This is a genomic window from Longimicrobium sp. (genome assembly GCF_036388275.1).
GTDB lineage: Bacteria > Gemmatimonadota > Gemmatimonadetes > Longimicrobiales > Longimicrobiaceae > Longimicrobium.
Genome location: NZ_DASVSF010000013.1, coordinates 33,353 through 57,046 on the forward strand (window position 1 = coordinate 33,353; position 23,694 = coordinate 57,046).

A 23,694-nucleotide genomic window follows, 5' to 3' on the forward strand; every position below is an offset into this window, starting at 1 on the left:
GTCCTCTCAGAAGTCCACCGCGCGGCCGCCGCGCGCTTCGCTGATGTCGGCCGGGGGCGCGGGCGCGGCCCCGGCGGGGGGCGGAACAGGCCCGCCGTCGTTCGGCGAGTCGCCCGCCACCTGGTACTCGGCCCGGCCCTCGCGCGGCGTGGCGGCCACGGCGCGAATGGAGGCCCAAGCGCGGATGGCGCGGATCTGCTCCGCCTGCGTGACGGAGAGCGGCACCGTGTTCTTGATCACCCACTCGAAGTCGGCCATGCGGATGGCGCGCCGCTCGGAAAACGCCTCGAACAGCGCCGCGATCACCGCCTGCTCGATCTCCGCCCCCACGAAGCCTTCCGTGAGGCCCGACAGGTACTCGCACGTCTGGTCGTCGATCGCGAAGTCGCCCTGCACCGCGCGGTTCTTCAGGCGCTTGGCCAGGTGCACGGAAAAAATCTGCTTGCGCTCCGTGCGGGTGGGCAGGTCTACGAAGAAGATCTCGTCGAAGCGCCCCTTGCGCAGCAGCTCGGGCGGGAGCGAGTTGATGTTGTTGGCGGTGGCGATCACGAACACCGGCTTGGTCTTTTCCTGCATCCAGGTGAGGAACGAGCCGAAGATGCGCGTAGAGGTGCCTCCGTCCATGTCGCCCGCGCTGCCGAACCCCTTCTCGATCTCGTCGATCCACAGGATGGAGGGCGCGATGGCCTCGGCGGTGGCGATGGCGGTGCGCATGTTCTGCTCGCTGCTCCCCAGCAGTCCGCTAAACACGCGTCCCACGTCCAGGCGCAGCAGCGGCAACTGCCACGCCGAGCCGATGGACTTGGCCAGCAGGCTCTTTCCGCACCCGGGAACGCCGGTGATCAGCACGCCCTTGGGTGAGGGCAGGCCGTAGTCGCGCGCCTCGTCCATCCAGGCGCTGTTCCGCTTCTGCAGCCACCGCTTGAGGTTCTCCAGCCCGCCCACGTCGGCGATGTCCAGGTCGCTGGCGATGAACTCCAGGATCTCGCTCTTGCGGATGGTCTGCCGCTTTTCCTCCAGCACCGTCTCCACGTCGCGCGCGTCCAGCCGCCCGTCGCCCACCATGGCGCGCGCGAAGGCGTTCTCCGCCTCGTGCAGGGTAAGGCCCACCGCCGCCTTCACCAGCCGCTCCGCGTCCTGCGGCGGCAGGTCGATCGTGATGCGCCCGCTCCCCTGGTTGGCCTGGATGATCCCGTCGAGCACCGTGCGGATCTCGTCGGCCGTGGGGAGCACGAATTCCAGCACGGTGACGTCCTTCTGCAGCTCCATGGGCAGGTGCAGCGTGGGTGATACGAAGACCACGCTGCGCGGCGCCTGCCCGCCCTTGAGCACCGGCGCCAGGTCTCGCAGCTTGCGGACCACCGTGTGGTCGCACCCGCGCTGCTCGCTGCCGAAGTACGGATGCACGTCGTGAAGCACGAACACCGACGGCTCCACGAAGTCCTCGATGACGTCCAGCGCCTGCAGCAGCTCTTCCGTCCCCTCGGGCGCGCTCCACCCGTCGGAGCGCAGCCCCTGCGTTTCCGTCCACGTGAACACCCGGCGGGGCGTGCGGATCTTCGACACGTCGCCAGCGACCTGGCGGATGACCGACACCACCCGCTCCTCTTCCCACGTGGGGACGTAGAGAAACGGAAAGCGCGCCTTCAGCAGGTTGGCGAAGTTGGTGGAAAAGTCGTGCATCCGGCCGTGGCGGTGCGGGGTGAGTGCGCCCCGGGGTCCCGGTGGGCGGGAAAACCAATGTCGCGAGCGGGCGCGCTTCCGTCCAGTGCCACCCCCGCATCTCGGCCGTTATCGTGGGGCCGCCCGGTTGCGTCTGTCGAGCCGACGCGATGGGCCGCGCAACACGCTTGCGTGCGGGGAGCCGCGCGGTTATATACAACCATATGGTTGTACGTCACCCACTCAGCGATGCGGACCTGGACCGCCTTTTCCGCGCGCTCGCCGATGCGACGCGCCGCGACATCGTCGCGCGCCTGCTGGCCGGGGAGCCCATGTCGGTCTCCGCCCTGGCGGCGCGGTACAACATGTCGTTCGCGGCGGTCCAGAAGCACGTCGCCGCGCTAGAGGCAGCTGGACTGGTGACCAAGCAACCGCACGGCCGCGAACGCATCGTTCGCGGCAACCCTGACCGCATCGGCCGAGCGCGCGAGCTGCTCGCCCACTTCGAGGGGCTGTGGCGGGCGCGCTTCAGCCAGCTCGATGCGGTACTCGCCGAACCCACCACCCCGGAGTGAGCCATGCCGATTACGTCCGTTACCTCCAACCCCGAAGCGCTCACCCTCACCGTGGTCGGCGACTATCCGGTGCCGCTGGAGCGCCTGTGGGACGCATGGGCGGACCCCCGCCAGCTGGAAAGGTTCTGGGGCCCGGAAACCTGGCCCGCCACCTTCACCCGCCACGACATGGCCGTCGGGGGCCGTTCCGAGTACCACATGACCGGGCCGGACGGCAGCACCGCGCATGCTTGGTTCCGGTTCCTGGCCATCGAGCCGGGGCGTCGGATCGAGGTGGAGGACGGCTTCGCGCACCAGGATGGCCGGGTCGACGAGTCGATGCCGGTCATGCGAATGATCTTCACGTTCGAGCAGACCGCCGGCGGCTCCCGGTTCACGGGTGTGACGTACTTCCCCGGGCTGGAGGCGATGGAGAAGCTGGTGGAGATGGGCATCGTCGAGGGGATGCAGTCGGCGCTCGGGCAGATGGACGACGTGCTCGCCGACCTTGCGTCGTTCGCGGCGGGGCGCGCCACCGATGCGCAGATCCTGGACGACACCCGCGTTCGCATCAGCCGCGTCATCCGTGGGACGGTGGACCAGGTGTGGCGCGCGCACCACGATCCCGAGCTCATCAAGGTGTGGCTGCTCGGGCCGGATGGATGGACGATGCCGGTGTGCGAGGTCGCGTCGGCGGTGGGGGGCGCGTACCGGTACGAATGGGAGGCGGTGGATGGCTCACAGCGCTTCGGCTTCGAGGGAGAGCTGCTGGAATCCGAGCCGCCCCATCGCTCCGTGACCACCGAGCGGATGATCGGGATGGAAGGTCCCGGCGCCGTCAACGAGATGACGCTGACGGCCGTCGAAGGGGGAACCCTGATGACGCTCCTGATCGCCTACCCGAGCACGGAGGTCCGCGACATGGTGCTCGGCACCGGGATGACGGACGGCATGGAACGGAGCTACGCCCGACTGGAGAGCGAGGTGCTCGCGGCCGTTCCGGTCTGAGGACGTCCCCCGGGAGTCAAACGGGGGCGCTGCAGGGTGGCGGGAATCCGCTCACCCCACGCGCTCCCGTCAGCATGCCACGTAAGTGCCACCGCAGGTGGCGGTCACCGATCGTATCGGGATTCCGAATGGGCCATAGGCGCGGACGGTCGCCTGCATGTCGGCGGTGCCGTCCGCAGGCGCGGGGCCAACCGTGCAGCTTCCGGATGCGGTTTCGACCTTGTAGACACGGAGCGCCCTCGCGAACACCCGCGATGCAGGGTTGCCCAGGCAAACCGCTCCCACGATGTCGACAGCCTCTCCCGCGACGACCCGGTGCGCAGGATCGGCGAATCGCTCCACACCGTTACCGATCAACGCACCGGGCAGCCACCACCCCGCGACGAGCGTCACGGTTACGAGAAGGAGCCAGCGCAGCCGCTTGTTGCGGGAGCTCACGGGTACACTGTAGAGGGAAGGGTGCCGGATGCCGCTCACCCCACCCGTTCGCCGGCTTTCCACACGCCGTCGATGATCGGCGCGGCGAGGCGGTAGGGGATCTCGGCCGCGGACGAAGCGCGCCAGAGGACCAGGTCGGCGGGGGCGCCCGGGGCCAGGGTGCCGCGCCCGTCGCACAGTTCCAGCGCCGCCGCGCCGCCCGCCGTCGCGGCCCGCAGCGCCTCGGCCGGGCTGAGGCCCATGCGGCTGCAGGCGGCCGTCAGCACGAAGTGCATGCTGGGCGTCGGCGAGCTGCCGGGGTTGAAGTCCGTCGCCAGCGCCACCGTGGCGCCCGCGTCGATCAGCGCGCGGCCGGGTGCCCAGCGCGGGCGCCCCAGGAAGAACAGCGTTGCCGGCAGCAGCGTCGCCACGGTGGATGAGCCGGCCAGCGCGGCGATCCCCGCCTCCGACACGTCGCCCAGGTGGTCCACCGACGCGGCGCCCAGCTCCACCCCCAGCTCCGCCCCGCCGCTCCCCTCCAGCTCGTCGGCGTGCATCTTGGGCCGCAGCCCGTGCTCGATGCCTGCCCGCAGGATGCGCTCGCTCTCCGCGCGGCCGAACACGCCCGGCTCCATGAACACGTCGCAGAAGCGCGCCAGGCAGCTTTCCGCCACGGCCGGGATCATCTCCTCCACCAGCAGGTCCACGTACGCCGCCCGCCGCTCGCGGTACTCGGGCGGCACCTCGTGCGCGCCGAGGAAGGTGGGGATCAGCTCGATGGGCTGAAGGTCGTTCAGGCGGCGGATGGCGCGGAGCGTCTTCAGTTCGTCTTCCGTCGACAGGCCGTATCCACTCTTCACTTCCGCCGTCGTGGTGCCGCCGCGCAGCATCTCCGCCAGGCGCGGCAGGGCCATCTCCACCAGCTCGTCCTCGCTGCGCGCGCGCAGGTCGCGGACGGACGCGTTGATGCCGCCGCCCTGACGCGCGATCTCCATGTACGGCACGCCCGTGCAGCGCAGCGCGTACTCCTCGGTGCGGTAGCGTCCGAACACGGCGTGCGTGTGGCTGTCCACGAACCCGGGCGTCAGCACGCCCCCGTGGCAGTGCACACGCTCGGCGTGCGGGAAGTCGTCCAGCACGGCCTCCTCGGGCCCCACCGCCACGATCACACCGCCCTCGACCGCCACCGCCGCGCCGCACACCACGGCGGCGGGATCGGTATGGGGCCTCTCCCGCACGGGGCCGGTGCACAGGGCGACTTCGGCGGCGTTGACGAAGACGGCGGAGCGGGGCAGGTCGGTCATCGGCTGATCCGGGCGTTGGTTCGGGAGTGGCAGCCGACATTCTGGGCGGTGGAACGGACCACCGTCAAATCCGGGCGACTGCCCGGGTGCGGAGAGGCAGTGCGGGCGTCCGCGCCGCTGATCAGGGGGAACGATCGAAAAGACGGCAGCCGCAGGAAGGGATCACCTGCGGCTGCCACGACGAGCGGTCCAGCGCCCGACCCCAGCTTTTATTGTACGTCAGCAAGGCGGGCCGGGGGCGGCCAGGTGCATCAGGACGAGATGCCGCTGGCGATGGCGGAAGCGAAGTCGGACCATTTATCGGGCGGCGGCGACTGGAACAGAGCCTGGGTGGCCCAGAAGGACCCGCCGGCCGACTGCCACGATTTCAGCTTGGAGGTCATCGCTGCCGGTGTGTACGTGGGGCCTGCCGTATTGTCCATGGACAGAATCGGCAGAATGAAGCCCTGTGCGCTGGGCAGCCCCGTGGAGTGCATCTGCAGATACGTCGCCAGCGCTTGCGTCCACGCCGCTGGATCTTGGCGGCTCCCGCCGGCATACGTCTGCAGGGTGATGCCGACGACCGGCTGAACGCCATCGAGCCCGGAATACACGCTGGCGAGCGCGTCGAACCAAGCGGTATCGTTCCCGAACGCGCAGAATGTGAACGGGTATGCGACCCTTGGCGACTGGCTGATGCCGTAGTTGTAGAGCGTGACGACCAGGGGAACCACGGCTGAAACCGCTGCGTCTTCGTTGTCCAGGTCGAAACCCACGGCCGTGATCCTGCCGCTGAGTTCCTTGAGCCTGGTCGCAAGTGCCGCCAGGTTGCTGACGAGGTTGGTGGCTGCCGTGCCGCCGGCCGCGAGGATCTTAGCGATGTTCGTAAACGTCGGGTTCGGAAGCGTCCACGACCCGGCTCCGCCGAGAGAGAGCCAGATTCTCGTGCATTGCCCACTCGTTACGCCAGCGCTCACGACAGGGTAGAGGATTGTGGCCGCGGCCGGCGTAACGGCTCCGTTGGTGGCTACGACGGTGCCGCCAAGGCCATAACAGATGTCGCCTGTCGTGTCCAGGACCGTCAGGCTGAACAGGATGTAGTCCGTGGTAACCGTGCCGGCCGCTTGGGCCGTGGTCTTCGCGTTGTTCCCGGCGTCGTCCAGGCCGTTGATGTACGCACCGTTCATGATGGTCATGTCGCTCTCCTTTCATCGTGTGAATGAATGATATCCTGCACCCCTCCACCCGGCCAAGCGAAAACGAGGGCGTTGTTCACGACCGAGTAGCCCAGCGAGCCCTACGACCTCCAGCGGCTACCGCGCCAGCACCGTCCACACCACGATGGCGCCACACGCCCCGCCGCCACCTGCGGCGTAGTGGCCCGCGACCATGAACTCACCTGGCACGTCGCTTTCCTCGTAGATCTCCACGCCCACGACATCGTCGCGCTGCAAGTCGTTCAGCCGACGGGCCGGAACCCGCACCCCGTCCAGGAACACGGGCACCCAGCACTCCTTTCCTCCGTTGCTCTGAACGAACGCGAAGTCGCCGTCGCGCACCGGCCGCGCAAAGATGCGCCGCGTTCCGGAGATGTGGTCGGTGATGCGCCCCCTGCCGTTGGCCCGGAACTCGTCACCCGACCAGTGCACTCCCATCCCTCTTCGCTCGCGTTCGTAGAAGCCTCGGCCCTCCAGGTTGCGGTCGCGCGCTTCCGCGGTGACCACCACCTCGGCCAGCTGCACCGTGTCCGACTGCACGGAGCGGCGCGTGGCAACCTGCGCGCTGGCGGGGATGGCGGGGAGGGCCAGGCTCACCCGGCTCTCTCCGGACGCACCCACCTGCACCGGAACCGCCGCCACCCGCCGGCCCACCGAATCCACCCGCGGGTGGGTGAACGCCACCTCGTAGCGGCCGGCGGGCACCCCCGCGATGCGAAAGGCGCCCGCCGAGTCCGTGTGGGCCGAGTACGGAGTGCCCACCAGCGCCACGGTCGCTCCCGGCAGGGGGGCGCCCTGGGCGCTGTCGAAGACCACGCCCGCGACTACCCCCGCGGGCGCCGCGGCCCGCTCGCTCCCGTCCGCCCGCAGAACCTCGCCCCCGATTTCCGAGAACACGGCCACGCGAAGCCTCCCGCCGCCCATCCCCCGCGCGTACAGGCCGGTAGGCACGCCCATGGACGGAAGGCGGAGCGTCCAGCGGTTCACCATCCATGCGCCCGCGGCGGTGCGGGCGAACTCCATGCGGCCGCCCCACACCTCGCCCTCGTCGTAGGCGTAGCCGGGCAGCCCGGTGTACGCGAACTCCATGGAACGCAGATCTGCGCTCGCGGGGTCCAGCCACAGCGTTCCGCTCACGTCGGGGAGGCGCCTGCCGCGCACCGGCTCGAACTCCAGCCCCACCAGCCCGGCTTCGGCCCGGCGCCCCGGAACCACGCGAAAGCAGTGGCCGTCCAGGAACTCCTCGGAAAGGAGCACGGTGGCGTCGGGCGCGATGAAAACGTGGTCATTCCCCTCGCGCCGTACGTACCCGTTGCGCGCGAGCTCGGCTGCCGGAAGGCTGCGGAAGGGAGTCACCCGGCGCTCGGTGGTGCTGTCTTCCCGTGCCGAGCGCACGAAGGCGGTGGAGCGGTCCAGCTCGCGGTGAAAGCGGCGGATGGTGAACAGGCCGCCCCGCGCCTCCGCGGCCTGGGTCTCCATGAGCACCTGGCGCGCCGCTTCCCACACGGCGGCCGTACGCAGCCCGGTCCGCGGGTTGACCACGCAACCGCGGTCGGGTGGCCCCACCCGGATCGCCTCGAGCTGCGTGCTGCGCTCCGCCCGAGCGGGAGCGCTCCGCGTCTGCGCGGCGAGCGCACCGGGCAGCATCGTTGCGGCGCAGGCGAGAACCAGGGTGAGGCGGCGCATGGTGTGCTTGCGGGTATCGGTGAGTGGGCGGACGCGCGGAAGGGACAGCAGCGCATAAAGATAACGCAGATCGCCCGAAACTTCTGCCGGCCAAGCGCGCGGCGCGCATCGTTCATGTACGGCACGCCCGTGCAGCGGAGCCCGTACCCGCAGAACTCTGCGTCCGGCTGGGGCGTGCCGCTCCGATCAAGTCCTCTCCAAACGCTTGCTAGCACCGCCGTTTCTGGCGATGTTCGATGCAATCCCCCCGGCCTCGAGAGGTGCACATGAGCAGTCCCGAACAGGCGCTCGCCTCGCAGTTGCGCAACATCGAAGCAAAGACGGGCCACGATCTCGCCGCGCACCGCGCCGCCATCGCCGTATCCGGCAAGCAGAAGCACGGCGAAGTCCGCGCGTGGCTGATGGAGACATACGGACTCGGCTACGGCGATGCCAACACCCTCGCCCACGCCGCGGCGGGGAGCAAGGGCGCCGCCCCGTCGTCCGAACAAGGCGCCGCCGACCCGCTGGACGACATCTATACGGGCAAGAAGGCGCACCTGCGTCCCATTCACGACGCCGTGCTGAGCGCCATCCAGCCCTGGGGCGACTTCGAAGTTGCGCCCAAGAAGGGCTACGTGGCACTGCGCCGCAAGAAGCAGTTCGCCATGCTCGGCCCCAAGACCGCCACCCGTGCCGAACTGGGCATCAACCTCAAGGACGACGTGGCGAGCGAACGCGTGGTCGCGCAGAAGCCCGGGGGCATGTGCCAGTACGTCGTTGCCCTCGCCACGCCGGATGAGCTCGACAACGAGGTGCTCTCCGTGCTGCGCCGCGCCTACGACGCCGCCGGCTGAGGCCCGAGCGCGCCGGGGTGGACGAGGCCCGTCACCGCCGAGTGTCCGGTGAGCACCGCGTTCTCGGGAGAACGTCTTGCGTGCGCTCGACCAAGGTCAGGTGAACGTCAGGCCTGACCAGGTGCGTGCGCCTTCCTGACTCCCAGAGATGTGCCTCGCAGGATCGAGGTGAGCATCGAAGTCGTCGTCACCCCTGATCCGTGAGCCACCTGATGCGCCTTTTCGCCCGAGTTTCTCGTCTCAACTCCATTCACCTGGCGCTTCGGCTGGGCCCGCGAACGATCCCACCTCTCGGGCTCTTCCTCGTGGTCCTCTTGTCGGGCCGGGTACAAGCACAGGCTACGCCGGAGCTGGAACTGGGCTCGCGGATGCGCGTGCAGTCCGATGCCGGACGCAGCATCGTGGGCATCCTGGTCGCGAGATCGGCCGACACCCTTTTCCTGCAGCCGTCCTGGGAACCGGTTCCACTTCCTGTTGCGACGCGGACCATCACCCTCGCGGAAGTAAGCCTGGGGCGGCCCGAGCTCTCTTCGGTCCTATTGAGGGAGGGGATCGAGGGTGCCGCAGTCGGTGCGGTGGGCTGGATGGCCCTGGATTGGCTGATCGGCAACCCCGTTGTCAGCAGGTCCGTGCTCGTAGGCGCGGGACTCGGTGCAGTGACCTTCAACTTCGTTGCGCTCACAGAGCCGCGTCGGGAACGCTGGCGGGCGGTCGAGATCCACGCCACTCCCCCGTAAAGAGGTAATCGCACGAGGGTTGTTCTCGCGACCCTACGTGGATACTGTCGAAAGATGAGCATGAATCATCTTCCCGAGCTTCTGAAGCTGAGCGTCGCGGAACGCATTCAGCTCGTTGAGGACATCTGGGACAGCATCGCGGCCGAGGCGAGCGCAGTCGCGCTGTCGGACGAAATGCGCGAAGAGCTGGATCGCCGTTTGGATGATCAGGAGGCGAATCCAAGCCTCGGTCACTCCTGGCCCGAGGTCAAGGCGCGGCTTCTCACGACGGCCCGGGACGCGGATATCACGGCGCGCCTGAATTCAGTGGACGGCGACGAGCCGGACGGGTTGTCCCCCGGCCTCCGGCAGGCGCAGGCCGCATCCGTGGCGAAGGGGCCCCATGTCGAGCCGGAGGAGTACGGTCGGCTGTAGAGCGTCCGGGGACGGCATACGTCTCACGTGGCGAAGTGTGTCCCGCCCGCAGCAGGTGAAACGTCTAGCAAGATGTGGAACAGCCGCAGGGGGATGTCCCCGGCGGCTGTTCCTATCTGGATTGGGGCGACTTTGCTCAATCGGCCCCTTCCGCATCTGCCCTCCGCGCGATGCCTTTCGACGTGGCCCACTCCTCCGCGGCGGCGCGGGCGCTGCGCAGGTCATCCCCGAACTCCAGAACGGCTTCGGCAACCAGCGGGTCCATCGCGAGCTCGTCCGCCTGCGTGCAGCGGCTGATCGATTGTGGAGTAGGCCGCCCAACAAATCGACGTGTTCGGCCGCGGTCGCGAAGCGAAAGCCTTGGCATCCCGGTTCGTTGTCGTCATTATATGAATCCTAGTCCGTTTTTTTCACTGCAGAGCCCTCTATCCACCGATGACTGCAGAAGACAATAGCCAGCATCCGGTGTGGGAAGTCTATGATGCTTACCGCACCGCCCGCCTGAACTTCAAGTATCTTTGCGCGAAGCTCAGCTTCAACCGCCGTTGCAACTTCGTGATTGAGTTTGCGCTGGCATTGACGACTTCTTCTTCTGCTGCTGCTCTATGGATCTGGAATACCCCTTTGGGTCAAACGGTGTGGAAAACGTTAATCGTGGTCTCTGCTTTCTTGGCTGTACTGAAGCCGCTGTTGAAGCTGACCGACCGAGTGGCGCATCTTGAGGAAGCGGTGGCGAAGTGGCGGAGTCTAGAATACGATCTTTACCGCATCGTCCGGGGAATTCGACGGTCTAAAGCGTTCACGCAGAAACTGGAACGTGCCTTCGATGCGACATTGGACAAGGCACACGATCTCGACATTAAGACCATAGAGCCTTCAGTTAATGAGAAGTTGCGGAGGAAGTGCGCTGATGCAGTAAATCGCGAGATGCCGGCTGCGAAGTTCTACGTTCCACCACAGGAGGTCCAATGAGCAAGATTTTCGCGCAATGGGAGCGCGATCGACCCGGCAGGCCCGGGCCGCCCAACCGTCCAGAGCCGCCTGGCCCGCAGGATCGTCCGAGCCCCCGTGACCAGCCCAGACCGCCCGCTCGCCGTGAAGGCCCCGGCACAGGCCCTGATCGGGTACCAGTTCCCGCAATCGACCCGCCGGATCCTTGGCCGCGTCGCTAAGTTTCCGATGGACAAGGCAGCCGCGGGCTGATGATGGCTCCGCGGCTGTGACTATTCCCCTCTTATCTGTGGCTACCCGTCGAACTTAGGGATGCACGAGGCCCTTGGTCTCCGCCCACTCGTCCGCGGCGGCGCGGGCGTTGCGCAGGTCGTCCCCAAATTCCAGGACGGCTTCGGCGACCAGCGGGTCCATCGCGAGCTCGTCCGCTTGGGTGCAGCGATTGAGCTTGATCGTGGAGTAGGCCAGCGCCTCGAACAGCCCGAACCGGTCCGAAAGCATCTCCAGCAGCCGCAATGGGCGAGGGGCGGGCGCCAGCATCGCTCGTCAGCATCATGTGCGTGCCTGCCGCCGCGGCTGGAGGGTGGGCGAGGATACGGCGGAGTTCCTGACGTTGCGCATGGCGATCTCCAATCCTCTTGACCCTGGCCGCGCAGCAGGGGTAGCTTTGGCGAGCGGGCGGCCTTCGGGTCGTTCCGTGTGTGAGGCTGGCCGTGTCTTCTTGGCGGAGGAGCGGCCAGCTTGCTTTTGCTCCTGCCGCTAGCAATGTAGTTAGCGGCAGGGGTGCTGTCAGCCTCACTGTTAGCGGTTGAGCAATGGATTTTACCGAAGCGACGGACACACTCACCAAGAACGTTAGTCTGGCCGACCTTGCGCGAGAGTTAAAAGCATCGTACGGGCTCATCCGCCAAGCACGCATGGCGTCAGATTCGCGTTCCTACCGCCGGCCACCAGAAGGATGGGAGAGGGCCGTAGCTCGACTTGCCGAAGAGCGTGCGCGCGAGTTGCTCACTCTGAAGGATGAGCTTGAGAGCGGACCCCGCCCTCAGTGACAGCATTAGCTCTCGATCGGAGAGCCATGGAACCCGAGTGTTGATATGATCTGAAAGGCACTTGTCCCTGTAACTCTACAGGGCTTCTGCTGGAAGTGCGCTACACGCGACAGTCGATTCTAAGTCACGATCTCGGGATTAGGAGACCTTCAGACATTCCGATAGATAAGAGGTCAATCAGCTCCTTCTGTTGATCGACCCGCAACTCGAAAACGGGTTGGTCAGGAAACACCAGAGGAGATGTGCAGATCACCCTTGCGTAAAGTGTATTTCGTGACTATTTAGAAATTCGGGCTTGCCTTACATCGAACTGCTTCCGTGGATAGGGACATGCGTTACGAGAAAGGGTTGCTGCGTCGGATAGCACTTAGATCGGTGGAGCATAGCCGCAGGCCAACGCAGACGTACCATCAATTGCGCGATTGGCTGGAGCAGATGAGCTTATCGGACGAAGGGCTTGCCACTCTTTCGAATTTGTTGCACGACTTCCGGAAGAACCGATTTGAGCGTGTCCATGAGGTGCGTGCATTCGCGGGCGAGTTGGAAGACGCGTGGTGTAATCGCGCACCTGATGCGAATCCCTGCGAGGTGTTCAAGCAGGTATTAGCCCGACACTACTGTCACGGGTACCAAGTTCCTGCGAGTTCAACAAAGAGCAGCCGCGTAATGGACGCTCTTGATTTTCGTGACCGCCACCTTCTGCCGCGCGTTGCAGGACTTCCAGTGACGGGGAAGATCGGTATGAGGGCGCTTCGGCGATTAGAGAAGGCAGGGCTTGCGGGCGTGGTGAAACCTAGTACTTTCGGGAATAGGCGTGGTTTCGCATGGATAACTCGCGAGGACGTTTTGGAATCAGTTCGCAGCGCTCGAGATGCTACAAAGGCCCGAGATCTGCTAGGATTGACTCACGTACAACAGCACCAGCACATAATCGAAGTGAGATATCCGGAGGGATCCTTGGAACAAGTAAGACTGTGCTCTCCCACGTTCATTGAAGGGTGTCCGTCACTGATATACCGGTCTACTGTTTCTGCCGATGGGTGGGGTCGATCAGTGGATCTCGGCGCAGAAGCACTTGACGAAGGTGCGCCGGAGGCTGTTCACGAGGGAGTGCCGTTTAGTGATCACTTTGCGGTTGCTGACCTTGGACTTGTATTAACCCCCCCAAGAAACGCGTCTCCCGATGCTTTCTTGGCGACCATGCCTGATCGTTGGAGCCCTTCAGCCACGGAGGAAATCATTGGGTATCTACGTCCATCAGACCGCTGAAGAATTTATTGCGAGTCTGTCAGAGCCAGATTTTGCGCTGGCGATTGTCTCAGCAATCAATGGTGGGGACTTCGGTCCGATCCGAATTCTCGACGATCCTAGTCCACAGCGTCAGCTTGCCGATATTCACAACAAACTTCCCCCAGCCCTGCGAGCCAAATTCAAGTCGGCTGTTGTTCGTATAATCCGCGAGTGGGTGGTTGATGATCCAATTCAGCAGTTGGAGCCGGTTGTTTTTCTCGCCGGATATATCAAAGCTTCTGATGCTGTAGCGCCATTAAGGACGCTTCTAGAAACCTATGCGGCGAGGGGTGTTTATAATTCGGATTCCATAAACGAGGGTGTAGGAAGTATCTTGGGCGTACTCCACGGTTTTGCTCCTGATGCTGAGGTTAAGAAGCTGTTGGAGAAGCTGTATTGCGGCGACGAACTTGTTCCTAGGTTCACAGGACAGATCTTTGTTGCTCTTTGTTGTTGCGACCCTGATAACTATACGTTTTATGTGCCCCGGTTGCTGCAGTTCGTTCGTGAGACTCCGGAGAACTTTCCTCGGTTGGACCTTATCTTGGGAGAGTTCGTTGATCAAGTTACAATCGAGATTTTCTGTAGAGAGTTAGGTGAACTAACTAGCGACGATCAATTGGAGATGCTCCACCTCATTAAAGCAAATGTAAGCGAGGTTGTACTTTTGCCCACCGATTCAGGTATCAAACTTCAGTATGAGTCTCATGCTCCGATTCCACTCCGACTTCCGGAAAATTCACTTGTCAGGTTATTGGATCTCCAGTGCGAGACAATCGCAACTGAGTACGGCGGGGCGGTGGAGTGAAAAGGCCTTGTTCCTAAACGAGGAACGGTTCCTGGCTACAGTTGCATTTTGAACTCACGACCCTGAGGTCCAAGTGGAAAGAATAGAGTTGAAGAACTACGTGCGGGACTGTGAACGTCTAGGTCGAGCCGTAAACCACGCGCTGGAAGATCTCGAGTTTATGCATGTTCAAAAGAAAAAAATTCGCTATGCGGTCGATTTTTCTGAGATTTATGCTTACGCACAACCGGCAAAAACAGCCAGAGAATTCCTGTTCCTGGATGATTCCGAAGAGACGGCAGAGTACGCTCAGCGGATCGCACTAGACCGGCTCTTTTTTACTGGGACCGAGAAACCTGTTTTATTAGCGCCGTACGCCCTTGAGCTTCAAACGTTTGTAGTTGAGCAGCAGCGGGAGGCACTCAACTCTTCTCTGCGTATTTTCCCGAGCTTTAGCACTTACGTTACTGGCCAAGAATTCCAAGCGGCGGCTGCGTTGGCTGAAAGGATTGCACAGGAGCATCGAGCTCCCACTGTCGATGAAGAGAGGATGTTTACCACGTTTCTGGAAACGCATGGTAGCTGGTTGCGTGCCTCGCTTCTGGATACGGAACCCCAGCCTATTCGCCGCATCCGATCGCTGTTCCAAGCTTCCCGGCTCGACAATTTGGAAGCTCTGCTGAACGAACCGCCAAATCTCGACTCCCGTATTGTGGATCGGTGGTTCGCTGCGCTTCGAGGAGCATCAGGTGGGAAGCGCTCGATCAGTGGCTGTAGAATCGACGCTTTGGCAATGGCTACTCTGGAGTCGTCCCACAGGAAACTCGAACGAGAAGGAGTGCGACTGCTTCTCGTTACGCGCAGCGATACGATGCACAATTTGTTCGAAGCAGAGCACGATAGCGGACTGTGGAACCGCGGGCTCTTGCTACGGCATCCTCGTGTGTTGAGCGTCTTGGCCTCTGTGGAAGGTCGTGATTACGGCGATGCCCGCGAACAGTTGCAATCGACGCTTCGGACGCTTTCAGATTTCAGCACCCTCATCCGGCACGGACTCGCGAAGTCCGGTTTTGGTTTGGGTCGCGACGTATACGACTCCTACATCGCGAAACTCCGCAAGCACTGGGCTGCCTCGGAGCAACTCGCAGTAGCGGCATCAGGCGAACCAGGCGGAAGACACCGCACGGGCGAGATAGATGTTATACCTCGTAGTGTAAAAGAGATTATCGCACTGCTCCGCGACAGTGAGCAATTGAAGCAGGCTATTTATTCGAGGATCCAAGCGATCGCGGATATCGTTGATCATGAGCATCGAATTCTTGGGGGGCTGGCTCGCGTACTCAATGAGAACAACCGGGACCGTCTAAATGATGTATTGCACGCGGAGAGAAACGGAGGCATGTCGTTGCTTCGTACGAAGCTGAGGCGGTTTCCGTATACCCTGCATCTGTACTCGGATACGGGAGCTACTTTCGCTGAAATGCTTTGTTTAGATCCTGTGAGTCTACTTTCATGGAGAGAGATGGTCGATTTCTTCTGGAGGACGGGTGAGTCTGAAATGCTCGCGGATCGCTATGAAGGTTTGTTGATAATGGCTTGTGTTATAGCAACGGTTAATGAGTGGGATTTGGCGGAGCAGTACTGCAAGGGTGCTATCGAGACCGCTCGCGATCTCACACCTGTACGGGTCGATGCCGGCGATGTCTCGCCTCATGAAGCAATATTCTTGTTGGCTGTTTGTCATCGCAAATTTATGGCTACTGTCGAACGCCTGCACGTTGGCATCGATCTGCTTCAAACCGCTTCACAGCAGAAGCGGGAGTGGAACATTCTTCGGGGTGAGCTCGACCGAGATGATCCGCGTTATCTGAATGAGCGTGCTGTACAGATTCTGCTGCTGAATACACATTTCCGTTCTTCTGACCCACTAGTTCCGGAGCTTTCGTCTGACTACGCGCTTATGCTACTTGACAAGGCAGATGAAGTAGTGGGCGACGATTTATTGTTGAAGGCGCAGATCGCTAACAACCGGTTGTATTACCAAGTGGTTACCGCCGGCGACAAGGATTTTTCTGCTTTGCGTAACCAGCTTGATGGCCTCAAAGCCCTACAATCCACACTTGAACCTAATCAGGACCGTTGGCCAGCTTTTATTCAACATACAGTGGCATACGCTGATTGGGCACTGAACTATCCCCATTCTTCTCAACGGCGCGAACAGATCATTACGTGCTTAGCAAATTTGGTGGAAGGCATGAGTCAGGAAGGAGATCGTGAGCTAAGGAAAGCGTATGAGGCACAATTAAAAGCGGTTCAAGCCAACCAACCGTTTAAGTAAAAAGGACGCGAACACGGTGGGCGCAGAGTATCAGTTGGATTGATCTCCTTGCGATCGCGAGTTCTCGGCCCGCGTCGAGGGTGAATGTGTCGAGGGTGAATGTTAAGAGATGCCTGCCGCCGTGAGGGAGTCAACCGCCTTGTCATCTCCGTCGAAACCGCACAACCCCTTGGCCTGCTTCCTGCCCTTCCGCCCGCCGCGTACGTTGCGCGGCGGGCGGTTTGCTGCCGTGAGACGCGGGTCCACACGCCACACCGACAGAGAAGCGAAGCCGCATGGTCCAGGTCCCGACCACACCTCCCAGCGAGCGTTACCCCGGCCGGCCCGCCGAGGGCCGCGTCGTCGTCATCGCGCCCACGCGGGCAGCGTGCGAGACCATCGAACTCGGCGTGCAGCTGACGGGCGTCGAGACGATCATGCAGCGCGAGCACGGAGCCGAGATCGCCGAGCTGGCGCGCTCGGGCCGCGGCTTTGGGATCATGGCGGGGACGGGCACGGGCAAGACGCTGGCGATCCGCCCCATCGCGCAGGCCATCGTGGGCGAAGAGCTGCGCGTGGGCGTGGTGAACCGCGAGCGCGAGGCCACGCCCGAGACGCCCACCTGGAACGTGGTGATCGTCACAACGGGCATCGCGCGGCGGTGGCTGCAGGACGACATGATCGACAAGTCGGACGTGGTGATCGTCGACGAGATCCACCAGACCAGCGCCGAGCTGGAGCTGTGCCTGGCGCTGGCCAAGCGCGCCGGCTGCCGCTTCATCTGGCTCTCCGCCACCGTCGATCCCCGCTTCTACGCCGAGTACCTGGGCAGCGCCGCGGTCATCGAGTCCAGCGCGTTCGATCCCAAGATGGCAGCCGACGTGCGGGTGTCGAACACCAGCAACCCTGTCGCCTTCCTGGGCGAGCGCTTCATGCGCCACGTGGTGAAGGACAAGCGCGGCGTGGCGGTATTCGTCCCCACGCGCGCGGGAACGGAGATGGTGGCCAAGGAGGTGAGCGAAAAGTGGAGGCACGTGCTCACCGAGTTCTACCACGGCGGCGAGCCGGTCGCCAAGCTGCGCCCGTTCCTGGAGGACGAAGGCGCGGAACACCCGTTCGTCCTGTCGATGACGGCGGCGGGGCAGAGCGCGCTGAACATCCGCGGGCTCGACACGGTGGTCATCGAGGACGCGCAGTTCACCACCATCGTCAACAAGGGGAAGACGGTGCTCACGCGGATGCCGCTGGGCGCCAACGAGATCCTGCAGATGGCGGGACGGGTGCACGGCCGCGTGCCGGGCGGCGAGGTGTGGATCCTGTCGGACCGGCAGATCGACTTCTACGCGCTGCGGCCCACGGAGCCGCACTTCCAATTGGCGGGCGACCCCGAGCGCGTGGCGATGACCTGCGCCGACATGGGCGTCCGCGCCGACGAGCTGGACCTTCCCGTGCCGCTGGACCGCATCGCCTACCGCCGGGCGATGGACACGCTGCAGCGCCGCGGCATCATCGCCAACGGCCGGCTGACGCCGTACGGCCGCTCCGTCGAGGTGCTGCCGGTAGACCGCTCCTGGGGCGAGCTGCTGGTGAACGCCGAGGAGCACCTGGTGCCCGTCGTGGCGGTCTGCGCGTCCATCGAGTCGCTTCACCGCATGCTGCGCCAGCAGGACAACGACATCGGCCAGTACGTGGTGCCCGGCAGTGACCACCTGACGTCGTACGCCATCTACCGCGACGCGCTGGAGCAGACCGGGTCGATGGGCGCCGTCTACGGCCTGCCACGCCACGTCTTCGATCCGCAGGCGCTGGAAGAGTGGGCCGAGGAGCGCGGTGTGATGATGCGCTCCATCGAGGACGCGGCCCTGGCCATCGCCTCCATCTTCCGCGGGCTGGACCTGACGCTGCCGCGCACCCTGCCCAAGATGAGCGGGCGCATCGAGCGCGAGTGGCAGGCGCTGCTCGCGCGGGTGATGCCGTTCGACCTGGTGATCGACGAAGAGACCAGCTGGGGCGAGGAGGTGAACGTCTCTAAGACCAGCTACTGCAGCAGCCACGGCGTGGTGGCGGGGCAGATCAACTACTTCGCCGACAAGTTCGGGCGCGCGCGCGGCAGCATCTCGGGGAGCCAGCTTCCGTACGACCTGATCTGGGAGAACGCGCAGCCTGGCGAGGCGCAGGTCACGTACGATCCGGCGCACCGCCGCGCGCCCCTGCGCGCCATCCGCACTCGCGAGTTCCACGGCTTCGTGCTGGACAGCGACGAGAAGCCGATCGACCGCTTTCCGGAGGAGCTTGCGGACCCGTGCCGCCGCGTGCTGGCCGAGGCGGTGGCCAGCGGACAGGCGCAGCACCGCGACCTGAACGCCAGCCGCGAGGCGCTCCGCGAGCTACGCGAAATCTTCCGCCGCTCCGCGGGATCCACGGCGTCCGTCGGGGAAAAGGAGTTGACGGAGTACCTGATGCAGCGGCTGGCGGGCGTCAACTCGTACTCCGAGTTCCTGGAAACGCCGCTGCAGATCAACCCCGACGACCTGGTGCCGGCGGAGGAGCGCGCGCGGTGGCTGGCGCTGCCCAGCACCATCGTCATCGCGGAGCGCGTGTACCCGCTGGACTACGCCTTCGAGGACGGCCAGGCGGTGGTGCGCGCGCGGATCCCCGCGAAGGCGCTCACCTACGCGGACGAGGACGAGCTTCCCGTCTTCGACCGGCCGCTGCACTGGACGGTGACGCGCGGCAAGCACGAGGCGATCCGCGCAACCTCGCTGGACGAGGCGCGGGTGTTGGTGCGCGACACCTCTCCCGCCACGCGCGCCCGCGCCCGCGACGCGGAGGACGGCGACCGCCCGCGCGGTGGGGGGGGAGGACGCCGCGGCGGAGGCGGCGGCCGCGACGAGGGCGGACGCGGCCCGCGGCGGTCCGGTCAGCGCAAGGGCGCGAGAGGCGGCCGCGGGGGCAAGGGCGGGCCGAAGGGACGCAGGCGCGCGCGGCACTGAGGGCGGGTCATCCCGGGGTGAGGCCCTGTGGATCCAGGGGAGTGTCCCAGCTTGGGTGAGTCCCCGGCCCTGCACGGGCGAATGAATTCGCTGCAACAACCCCACGATGTCCGCCTTCGCGGACTACCCTGCCGCGGATGCACTCCGCAGCAGTGTGGCGCGCCCCCGCCGCGGTGTCATCCCGACGGAGCGGCCACGGTGAAAGCTGACCTGACACCGTAGACCGCAGCGACCGAGGGATCCGCCACACACCACGCGAGGTGCGCCGAGCCAGCCCCGGCACACACCGCTCTGGCCGGCTTCCATGCCGCTGCCGCGCCCGGGCTGAGAAGTGCCCCAGGCAAGATCCTTCGGCCCGCGAGGGATGGTGCGCGGGCGAGTCCGGCGCGCCTGGGCCTCAGGATGACAAATTGTTGCGCACCAATGGCTTGGCCTCGCGCTCAACCCTGAAGTGTACCCCCTCTCCCACGCTGTTTGTGGGAGAGGGTGGACGAGCCTAGGCGAGGACGGGTGAGGGCCCCACGGCACCCAAGGCCTCGGCACCGGTGACCGCTGCCGCGCCCGGGCTGTTACGTGTCCGCGGCAAGATCCTCCGGCCCGCGAGGGATGGTGCGCGGGCGAGTCCGGCGCGCCTGGGCCTCACGGATGACAGGATGCCGCTCAATCGAACTCGGGCGTGCCACACACCCACGGCTGCACCCCAACAAGCCAATCCACGAAGGTGGATTTCGTGTGTTTGTTGCAGCGAATTCATTGAGGGTTGGTCATAAATGTATCTCGTGTAGTGTCAGGGCCCTACAGAATTCTTCGATTTCTCGTGTCCTGATGTGGCCGCCGCGCTTATGCGCTGCGAAGAAAGGCCTTGATCCCGATCTGGTTCAGGTCGCCCGTCTGATAGCGGTGCAGGAGGGCGAGTTGGTAGAGCAGTAGTGCGCCGAGTGCCAGCCGTGCGGTGTTGGCCAGCCCCCGGGTGGTGACCGGGCGCCGGAAGTCGAAGATGTTCTTGAAGAGGCCGTTGAAGTTCTCGATGCTGTGGTGACGGATGGAGTGCAGCATCTGCCGCACGATGGCGCCGTCGTCGGTTCGCGGCCGTTTGCTGCGACTACCCGCCACCAAGTGGCGACCGGCCTGGTTGCAGGCCGAGTGCAGTTGCTTGCAGTTGTACTGCGAATCCGCCATGACGAAGCGGACTTCCGGCGGGAGTTCGTCGAGCATCGGCAGCACGACCACGTTGTCGGCCTCGTTGGCTGGGCGGAGCCGGGCCGAGAGGGGGATCCAGACGCTCGCGACGGTGATGACGACGTGGAGCTTCCATCCGTAGACCCACCCGTGCCAGCCGGAACGGGTCCAGTGCGCCTCCGTGTCGATGCTGGTGTTGGGGACCACACCTGCTTTACGGTCATTCATGTGCCAGGGAGCCCCGCATGCGCGCAGGGTCGTGCTGTCCGCCGCGACCGCGCGGGCGCACCGCTCCCAAGGCTGGTAGAGTTGGACCAGGTGGTGTCCCAGGCAGGCGATCAGGGCTGGCAGGGTCGTGGGGAGCCGCTTGAGACGCCGCTCGAACGTACGCCGAGCAGGCATCTTCCCGTCCGGAAAGAGAAGAGCGCGGATCTCTGCGATCTCCGCGCTCGGCTCTGAAAGGACACTGAAGAGTTCGTGGACGCGATACAGGCGTCGCAGAACCATGATCACGAGCAGCTTGAGGAACAGCCGCTCGGAGTAGACAAGAGGACGCCCCCGCTGTCGCTTCGACGGCGGGGGCGGCTCAGGGATCGAGTCCACCAGACGCAGCAGTTGCAAAAGGAGCCGATCGCGTATACACATACGGCAGGCCTCCCTGTGGGGGTGTGTGGTCCTCGACAAACCTCACAGTCCACGCAGGAGCCTGCCGCGTCAAGAGTTTTCTTGGCGCGGCTTTCTCATTTGTTTTGGCGCAGCGGCTTCTGAGTGGGAGTAGAGGGGTGCGGTCCGAAAAGGCCACGCCGGAACCCCAAATTCCACAAGCCTTTATGTAGGAGGCTGATGGAATTATGACCAACCCTCAATTCATTCGCCCGTGCCCCGGCACCCACATGCGCGGAACCGCCCGTGCACCGAGCGCCGGCTCTTCCTCTGCTACCGATCCCGATATCAGAACTGTTGCGTAGCGCCGGGACACGCCCATATTCTGGCGTGTTGTGTTGTCGGACAGCGGCGCGTGCGCGCCGTTCCGTCGCCCAGCGCACCTTCCCGGGCCGCCGTCCGGCCCGCCCTCACCACCGGCGTGGAGGAGATCCCTGATGACCCAAGAACCCGCGTCCCCCCCTCCCGGGCGTCGCCGCCCGCTGCAGGAACTGCTCGCCGCCTTTGCCGTCGCGGCGGCGATCACCGCTGGCGTGGGCTGGCCCGGGATGATGCAAGCCGCATCCGGCCCGGCCGCCCTGGCGATGGAAGGCGCCGCGCCCGCCGACACCCCGAAGGCGCGGGTGCGGCCCGTGGCCCCGCGGGACTACGCGGATTCGCTGCGCGATCCCCCGGTGGTCCGGTCCGTCGGCGGAGTGCTGAACGCCACGCTGGCGGTGAACATGGCCCCCCTGCTCGTGGACACGTTCGCCACGCGGAGCGACACGACCAGCTCGGGGCAGGTGGACACGACCACCTTCACCAACCAGACGACCATGAACCTGCGGTCGTACCGGCTCACGTCCACCACCGACCCCGCCTACCAGTCCATCCTGCCGCTCGCGCCCGCGTTCCCCGGCCCCACCTTCCGGGTGCAGCGGGGGGACCTGGTCAGGATCCGGCTGATCAACAACCTTCCCATGGGCGGGCCGCGGGAATCGAACGAGGCGTGCATCCAGCCGGCTACGGATTCGGTCGGGGGGCTCACCATCCCGGACGTGTTCCAGGCGTGCTTTCACGGCCCCAACTACACCAACATCCATTACCACGGCATGCACGTGACCCCGGACAGCACGTCCACGGCGGTCGGTGACGACGTGCTGATGGTGATCGCCCCGGGCGACACCCTGCAGTACTCCTTCCGCATCCCGCAGAACCAGTCTCCGGGAACGCACTGGTACCACCCGCACAAGCACGGCTCGGTGGCCATCCAGGTGGCGAACGGAATGGCGGGCGCGTTCATCGTGGACGACCCCGCCACCGGGCTCGATTCCATCGTGAAGGCACTGCGGATGCGCGAGCACCTGATGGCCATCCAGCAGGTGGCTGAACGGGTGGGGCTGCTGGGGCACCAGGGGGAGCTGGACAAGTCGCCGGTGCTGGTGAACGGCCAGTACCAGCCCACCGTGTACATGGCGCCGGGCGAGGTGCAGCGCTGGCGCATCGTGAACGAGAACACCACGCGGACCACCAAGACCTTCCAGATCGGCTTCGCCGACTCGGCGGGGCGGGAACCGCTGCTGTACGACATCGCGCGCGACGGCGTACAGTTCTCTCCCGGGAACTACACGACGCGGTATGCGGATACGGCGCTGTTCATGGCGCCGGGACAGCGGCTGGACGTGTTCGTCCAGGCGCCCACGACCCCCGGGACGCACGTCTTCCATGCCGTCCACAACGGGGGCGCCAGCCGCGCGACCCGGGACCGCTCGCTCAGGGCCGGCTCGGACATTCTGCCCGACGCGGAGCCGCGGGACGAGACCGCGCCGCCGGGAGCCGTGCTGTTCAGGGTGGTGGTGGACCCCACACTGCGGGGCCGCAACACCCGGCTGCCCACCTCGCTTCCGCCCCTTCCCGGCTTCCTGGCGGAGACGCTTCCGGTGCAGCGCGACACTGCGCTGATCGTGTTCACCGACAGCCTGGGCCAGCAGCCCACCCAGTTCTACCTGGGGAGCCGCCTGAACCCCTTCCAGCGGTACGACGACAACAGCGTCTTCGTGCCGTCGGACACCGTCGGTACCGCAATGCCCATGGCCCTGGGCCAGACCCAGACGTGGAAGATCGTCAACAACAGCCAGCAGGGGATCAACCACCCGTTCCACATCCACATCAACCCCTTCCAGGTGAACCGGGTGGTGTACTTTCCCGGCGACCCGTTCGGCGAACTGTACGAGCAGCTGAACGCCGCGGCAGACTCGGGCCGCCCCATCTGGCTGGACGTGCTCCCGTTGCCCCAGGCGCGGCAAGACACGGCGGGGAACGGCATCCCGAACACCGCGTACGCGGTGATCACGCAGAAGTACGACACCTTCAAGGGGTGCCCGGACGGCAACTGCGGCCCGCCCACCGGAGCGTTCGTCATGCACTGCCACATCCTGGGCCACGAGGAGCGCGGGATGATGCAGGTGCTGGAGGTCGTGGAGCCCTGGGACCAGGCATCCGCGCCGCGTGCGCCTACCGGGGCGCACCCGCCCGGTCAGGGTCACGGCGGGCATGGGAGCGGGGGCCAGGCGCCGGGGCACCGCCACTGACGGGCGGCGGCGCCTGAACGGACTCGTGACTTGATCGCCAGCTCGCCCTGCGGGGAACTGCAGGGCGAGCATGAGCGG

At 65.0% G+C, this 23,694-nt stretch carries 18 protein-coding genes; 10 read left to right on the forward strand and 8 right to left on the reverse strand.

Annotated elements, in window-relative coordinates; translation table 11 throughout:
- Nucleotides 1-6: 6 nt before the first annotated feature.
- Nucleotides 7-1,683, reverse strand: a complete 1,677-nt coding sequence (locus tag VF632_RS05005) for an AAA family ATPase (protein ID WP_331021759.1) — start codon at nucleotides 1,681-1,683, stop codon at nucleotides 7-9.
- A gap of 203 nt (nucleotides 1,684-1,886) precedes the next feature.
- On the opposite strand from VF632_RS05005, the gene VF632_RS05010 reads away from it, so the two are divergent.
- On the forward strand, nucleotides 1,887-2,237 hold the full coding sequence (locus VF632_RS05010) for a metalloregulator ArsR/SmtB family transcription factor (protein ID WP_331021760.1): 351 nt from the start codon (nucleotides 1,887-1,889) through the stop codon (nucleotides 2,235-2,237).
- 3 nt (nucleotides 2,238-2,240) lie between these two features.
- Complete coding sequence (locus tag VF632_RS05015; RefSeq protein ID WP_331021761.1) at nucleotides 2,241-3,224, forward strand: SRPBCC family protein; 984 nt, start codon at nucleotides 2,241-2,243, stop codon at nucleotides 3,222-3,224.
- 69 nt (nucleotides 3,225-3,293) lie between these two features.
- On the opposite strand, the gene VF632_RS05020 is transcribed toward VF632_RS05015, so the two are convergent.
- The 4 genes from VF632_RS05020 to VF632_RS05035 form a co-directional block, all read right to left on the reverse strand.
- Nucleotides 3,294-3,662: a hypothetical protein gene (locus tag VF632_RS05020; RefSeq protein WP_331021762.1), complete on the reverse strand. Its 369-nt coding sequence runs from the start codon at nucleotides 3,660-3,662 to the stop codon at nucleotides 3,294-3,296.
- Between the two features lie 35 nt (nucleotides 3,663-3,697).
- The gene (hutI, locus tag VF632_RS05025; protein ID WP_331021763.1) at nucleotides 3,698-4,945 is read right to left on the reverse strand and encodes an imidazolonepropionase; all 1,248 of its coding nucleotides are present in this window, start codon (nucleotides 4,943-4,945) and stop codon (nucleotides 3,698-3,700) included.
- A 251-nt stretch (nucleotides 4,946-5,196) separates the two neighbouring features.
- Nucleotides 5,197-6,120, reverse strand: a complete 924-nt coding sequence (locus VF632_RS05030) for a hypothetical protein (protein ID WP_331021764.1) — start codon at nucleotides 6,118-6,120, stop codon at nucleotides 5,197-5,199.
- Between the two features lie 117 nt (nucleotides 6,121-6,237).
- Nucleotides 6,238-7,827, reverse strand: coding sequence for a carboxypeptidase regulatory-like domain-containing protein (locus VF632_RS05035; protein WP_331021765.1), 1,590 nt, complete (start codon nucleotides 7,825-7,827; stop codon nucleotides 6,238-6,240).
- Between the two features lie 266 nt (nucleotides 7,828-8,093).
- On the opposite strand from VF632_RS05035, the gene VF632_RS05040 reads away from it, so the two are divergent.
- The 3 genes from VF632_RS05040 to VF632_RS05050 all read left to right on the forward strand — a co-directional run bounded on the left by VF632_RS05040 (nucleotide 8,094) and on the right by VF632_RS05050 (nucleotide 9,814).
- Nucleotides 8,094-8,663 carry a DUF5655 domain-containing protein gene (locus tag VF632_RS05040; RefSeq protein ID WP_331021766.1) on the forward strand — a complete coding sequence of 190 codons (570 nt, stop codon included), beginning with the start codon at nucleotides 8,094-8,096 and terminating at the stop codon, nucleotides 8,661-8,663.
- A gap of 200 nt (nucleotides 8,664-8,863) precedes the next feature.
- A complete protein-coding gene (locus tag VF632_RS05045; protein ID WP_331021767.1) occupies nucleotides 8,864-9,400 on the forward strand; it encodes a hypothetical protein in 537 nt (178 codons plus the stop codon).
- 60 nt (nucleotides 9,401-9,460) lie between these two features.
- Complete coding sequence (locus VF632_RS05050; protein WP_331021768.1) at nucleotides 9,461-9,814, forward strand: addiction module protein; 354 nt, start codon at nucleotides 9,461-9,463, stop codon at nucleotides 9,812-9,814.
- A 136-nt stretch (nucleotides 9,815-9,950) separates the two neighbouring features.
- On the opposite strand, the gene VF632_RS05055 is transcribed toward VF632_RS05050, so the two are convergent.
- On the reverse strand, nucleotides 9,951-10,079 hold the full coding sequence (locus VF632_RS05055) for a hypothetical protein (protein ID WP_331021769.1): 129 nt from the start codon (nucleotides 10,077-10,079) through the stop codon (nucleotides 9,951-9,953).
- Between the two features lie 170 nt (nucleotides 10,080-10,249).
- Here VF632_RS05055 and VF632_RS05060 point away from each other — a divergent pair, with 170 nt between their 5' ends.
- On the forward strand, nucleotides 10,250-10,786 hold the full coding sequence (locus VF632_RS05060; RefSeq protein WP_331021770.1) for a hypothetical protein: 537 nt from the start codon (nucleotides 10,250-10,252) through the stop codon (nucleotides 10,784-10,786).
- A 285-nt stretch (nucleotides 10,787-11,071) separates the two neighbouring features.
- Here the strand turns inward: VF632_RS05060 and VF632_RS05065 are convergent, their stop codons facing one another.
- Nucleotides 11,072-11,305 (reverse strand): hypothetical protein, encoded by a 234-nt coding sequence (locus VF632_RS05065; protein ID WP_331021771.1) that lies wholly within the window; start codon nucleotides 11,303-11,305, stop codon nucleotides 11,072-11,074.
- 1,752 nt (nucleotides 11,306-13,057) lie between these two features.
- Between VF632_RS05065 and VF632_RS05070 the strand changes: the two genes are divergently transcribed.
- The 3 genes from VF632_RS05070 to VF632_RS05080 all read left to right on the forward strand — a co-directional run bounded on the left by VF632_RS05070 (nucleotide 13,058) and on the right by VF632_RS05080 (nucleotide 19,204).
- On the forward strand, nucleotides 13,058-13,915 hold the full coding sequence (locus VF632_RS05070; protein ID WP_331021772.1) for a hypothetical protein: 858 nt from the start codon (nucleotides 13,058-13,060) through the stop codon (nucleotides 13,913-13,915).
- A gap of 88 nt (nucleotides 13,916-14,003) precedes the next feature.
- Nucleotides 14,004-16,232 carry a hypothetical protein gene (locus VF632_RS05075; RefSeq protein WP_331021773.1) on the forward strand — a complete coding sequence of 743 codons (2,229 nt, stop codon included), beginning with the start codon at nucleotides 14,004-14,006 and terminating at the stop codon, nucleotides 16,230-16,232.
- A 275-nt stretch (nucleotides 16,233-16,507) separates the two neighbouring features.
- Nucleotides 16,508-19,204, forward strand: coding sequence for a hypothetical protein (locus VF632_RS05080; RefSeq protein ID WP_331021774.1), 2,697 nt, complete (start codon nucleotides 16,508-16,510; stop codon nucleotides 19,202-19,204).
- A gap of 840 nt (nucleotides 19,205-20,044) precedes the next feature.
- Here VF632_RS05080 and VF632_RS05085 read toward each other — a convergent pair.
- Nucleotides 20,045-21,004 carry a transposase gene (locus tag VF632_RS05085; protein WP_331021775.1) on the reverse strand — a complete coding sequence of 320 codons (960 nt, stop codon included), beginning with the start codon at nucleotides 21,002-21,004 and terminating at the stop codon, nucleotides 20,045-20,047.
- Between the two features lie 479 nt (nucleotides 21,005-21,483).
- Between VF632_RS05085 and VF632_RS05090 the strand changes: the two genes are divergently transcribed.
- Nucleotides 21,484-23,616 carry a multicopper oxidase family protein gene (locus VF632_RS05090; protein WP_331021776.1) on the forward strand — a complete coding sequence of 711 codons (2,133 nt, stop codon included), beginning with the start codon at nucleotides 21,484-21,486 and terminating at the stop codon, nucleotides 23,614-23,616.
- The last annotated feature ends 78 nt before the right edge of the window (nucleotides 23,617-23,694 follow it).

Bases quoted from the DNA above. Each gene is read 5' to 3' on its own strand.
- VF632_RS05040 (WP_331021766.1), top strand. From the start codon at position 8,094: ATGAGCAGTCCCGAACAGGCGCTCGCCTCGCAGTTGCGCAACATCGAA.
- VF632_RS05090 (WP_331021776.1), top strand. From the start codon at position 21,484: ATGACCCAAGAACCCGCGTCCCCCCCTCCCGGGCGTCGCCGCCCGCTG.
- VF632_RS05060 (WP_331021770.1), top strand. From the start codon at position 10,250: ATGACTGCAGAAGACAATAGCCAGCATCCGGTGTGGGAAGTCTATGAT.
- VF632_RS05065 (WP_331021771.1), bottom strand. From the start codon at position 11,305: ATGCTGGCGCCCGCCCCTCGCCCATTGCGGCTGCTGGAGATGCTTTCG.
- VF632_RS05050 (WP_331021768.1), top strand. From the start codon at position 9,461: ATGAATCATCTTCCCGAGCTTCTGAAGCTGAGCGTCGCGGAACGCATT.
- VF632_RS05035 (WP_331021765.1), bottom strand. From the start codon at position 7,827: ATGCGCCGCCTCACCCTGGTTCTCGCCTGCGCCGCAACGATGCTGCCC.
- VF632_RS05055 (WP_331021769.1), bottom strand. From the start codon at position 10,079: ATGGACCCGCTGGTTGCCGAAGCCGTTCTGGAGTTCGGGGATGACCTG.
- hutI (WP_331021763.1), bottom strand. From the start codon at position 4,945: ATGACCGACCTGCCCCGCTCCGCCGTCTTCGTCAACGCCGCCGAAGTC.
- VF632_RS05010 (WP_331021760.1), top strand. From the start codon at position 1,887: ATGGTTGTACGTCACCCACTCAGCGATGCGGACCTGGACCGCCTTTTC.
- VF632_RS05030 (WP_331021764.1), bottom strand. From the start codon at position 6,120: ATGACCATCATGAACGGTGCGTACATCAACGGCCTGGACGACGCCGGG.
- VF632_RS05015 (WP_331021761.1), top strand. From the start codon at position 2,241: ATGCCGATTACGTCCGTTACCTCCAACCCCGAAGCGCTCACCCTCACC.
- VF632_RS05080 (WP_331021774.1), top strand. From the start codon at position 16,508: ATGGTCCAGGTCCCGACCACACCTCCCAGCGAGCGTTACCCCGGCCGG.
- VF632_RS05005 (WP_331021759.1), bottom strand. From the start codon at position 1,683: ATGCACGACTTTTCCACCAACTTCGCCAACCTGCTGAAGGCGCGCTTT.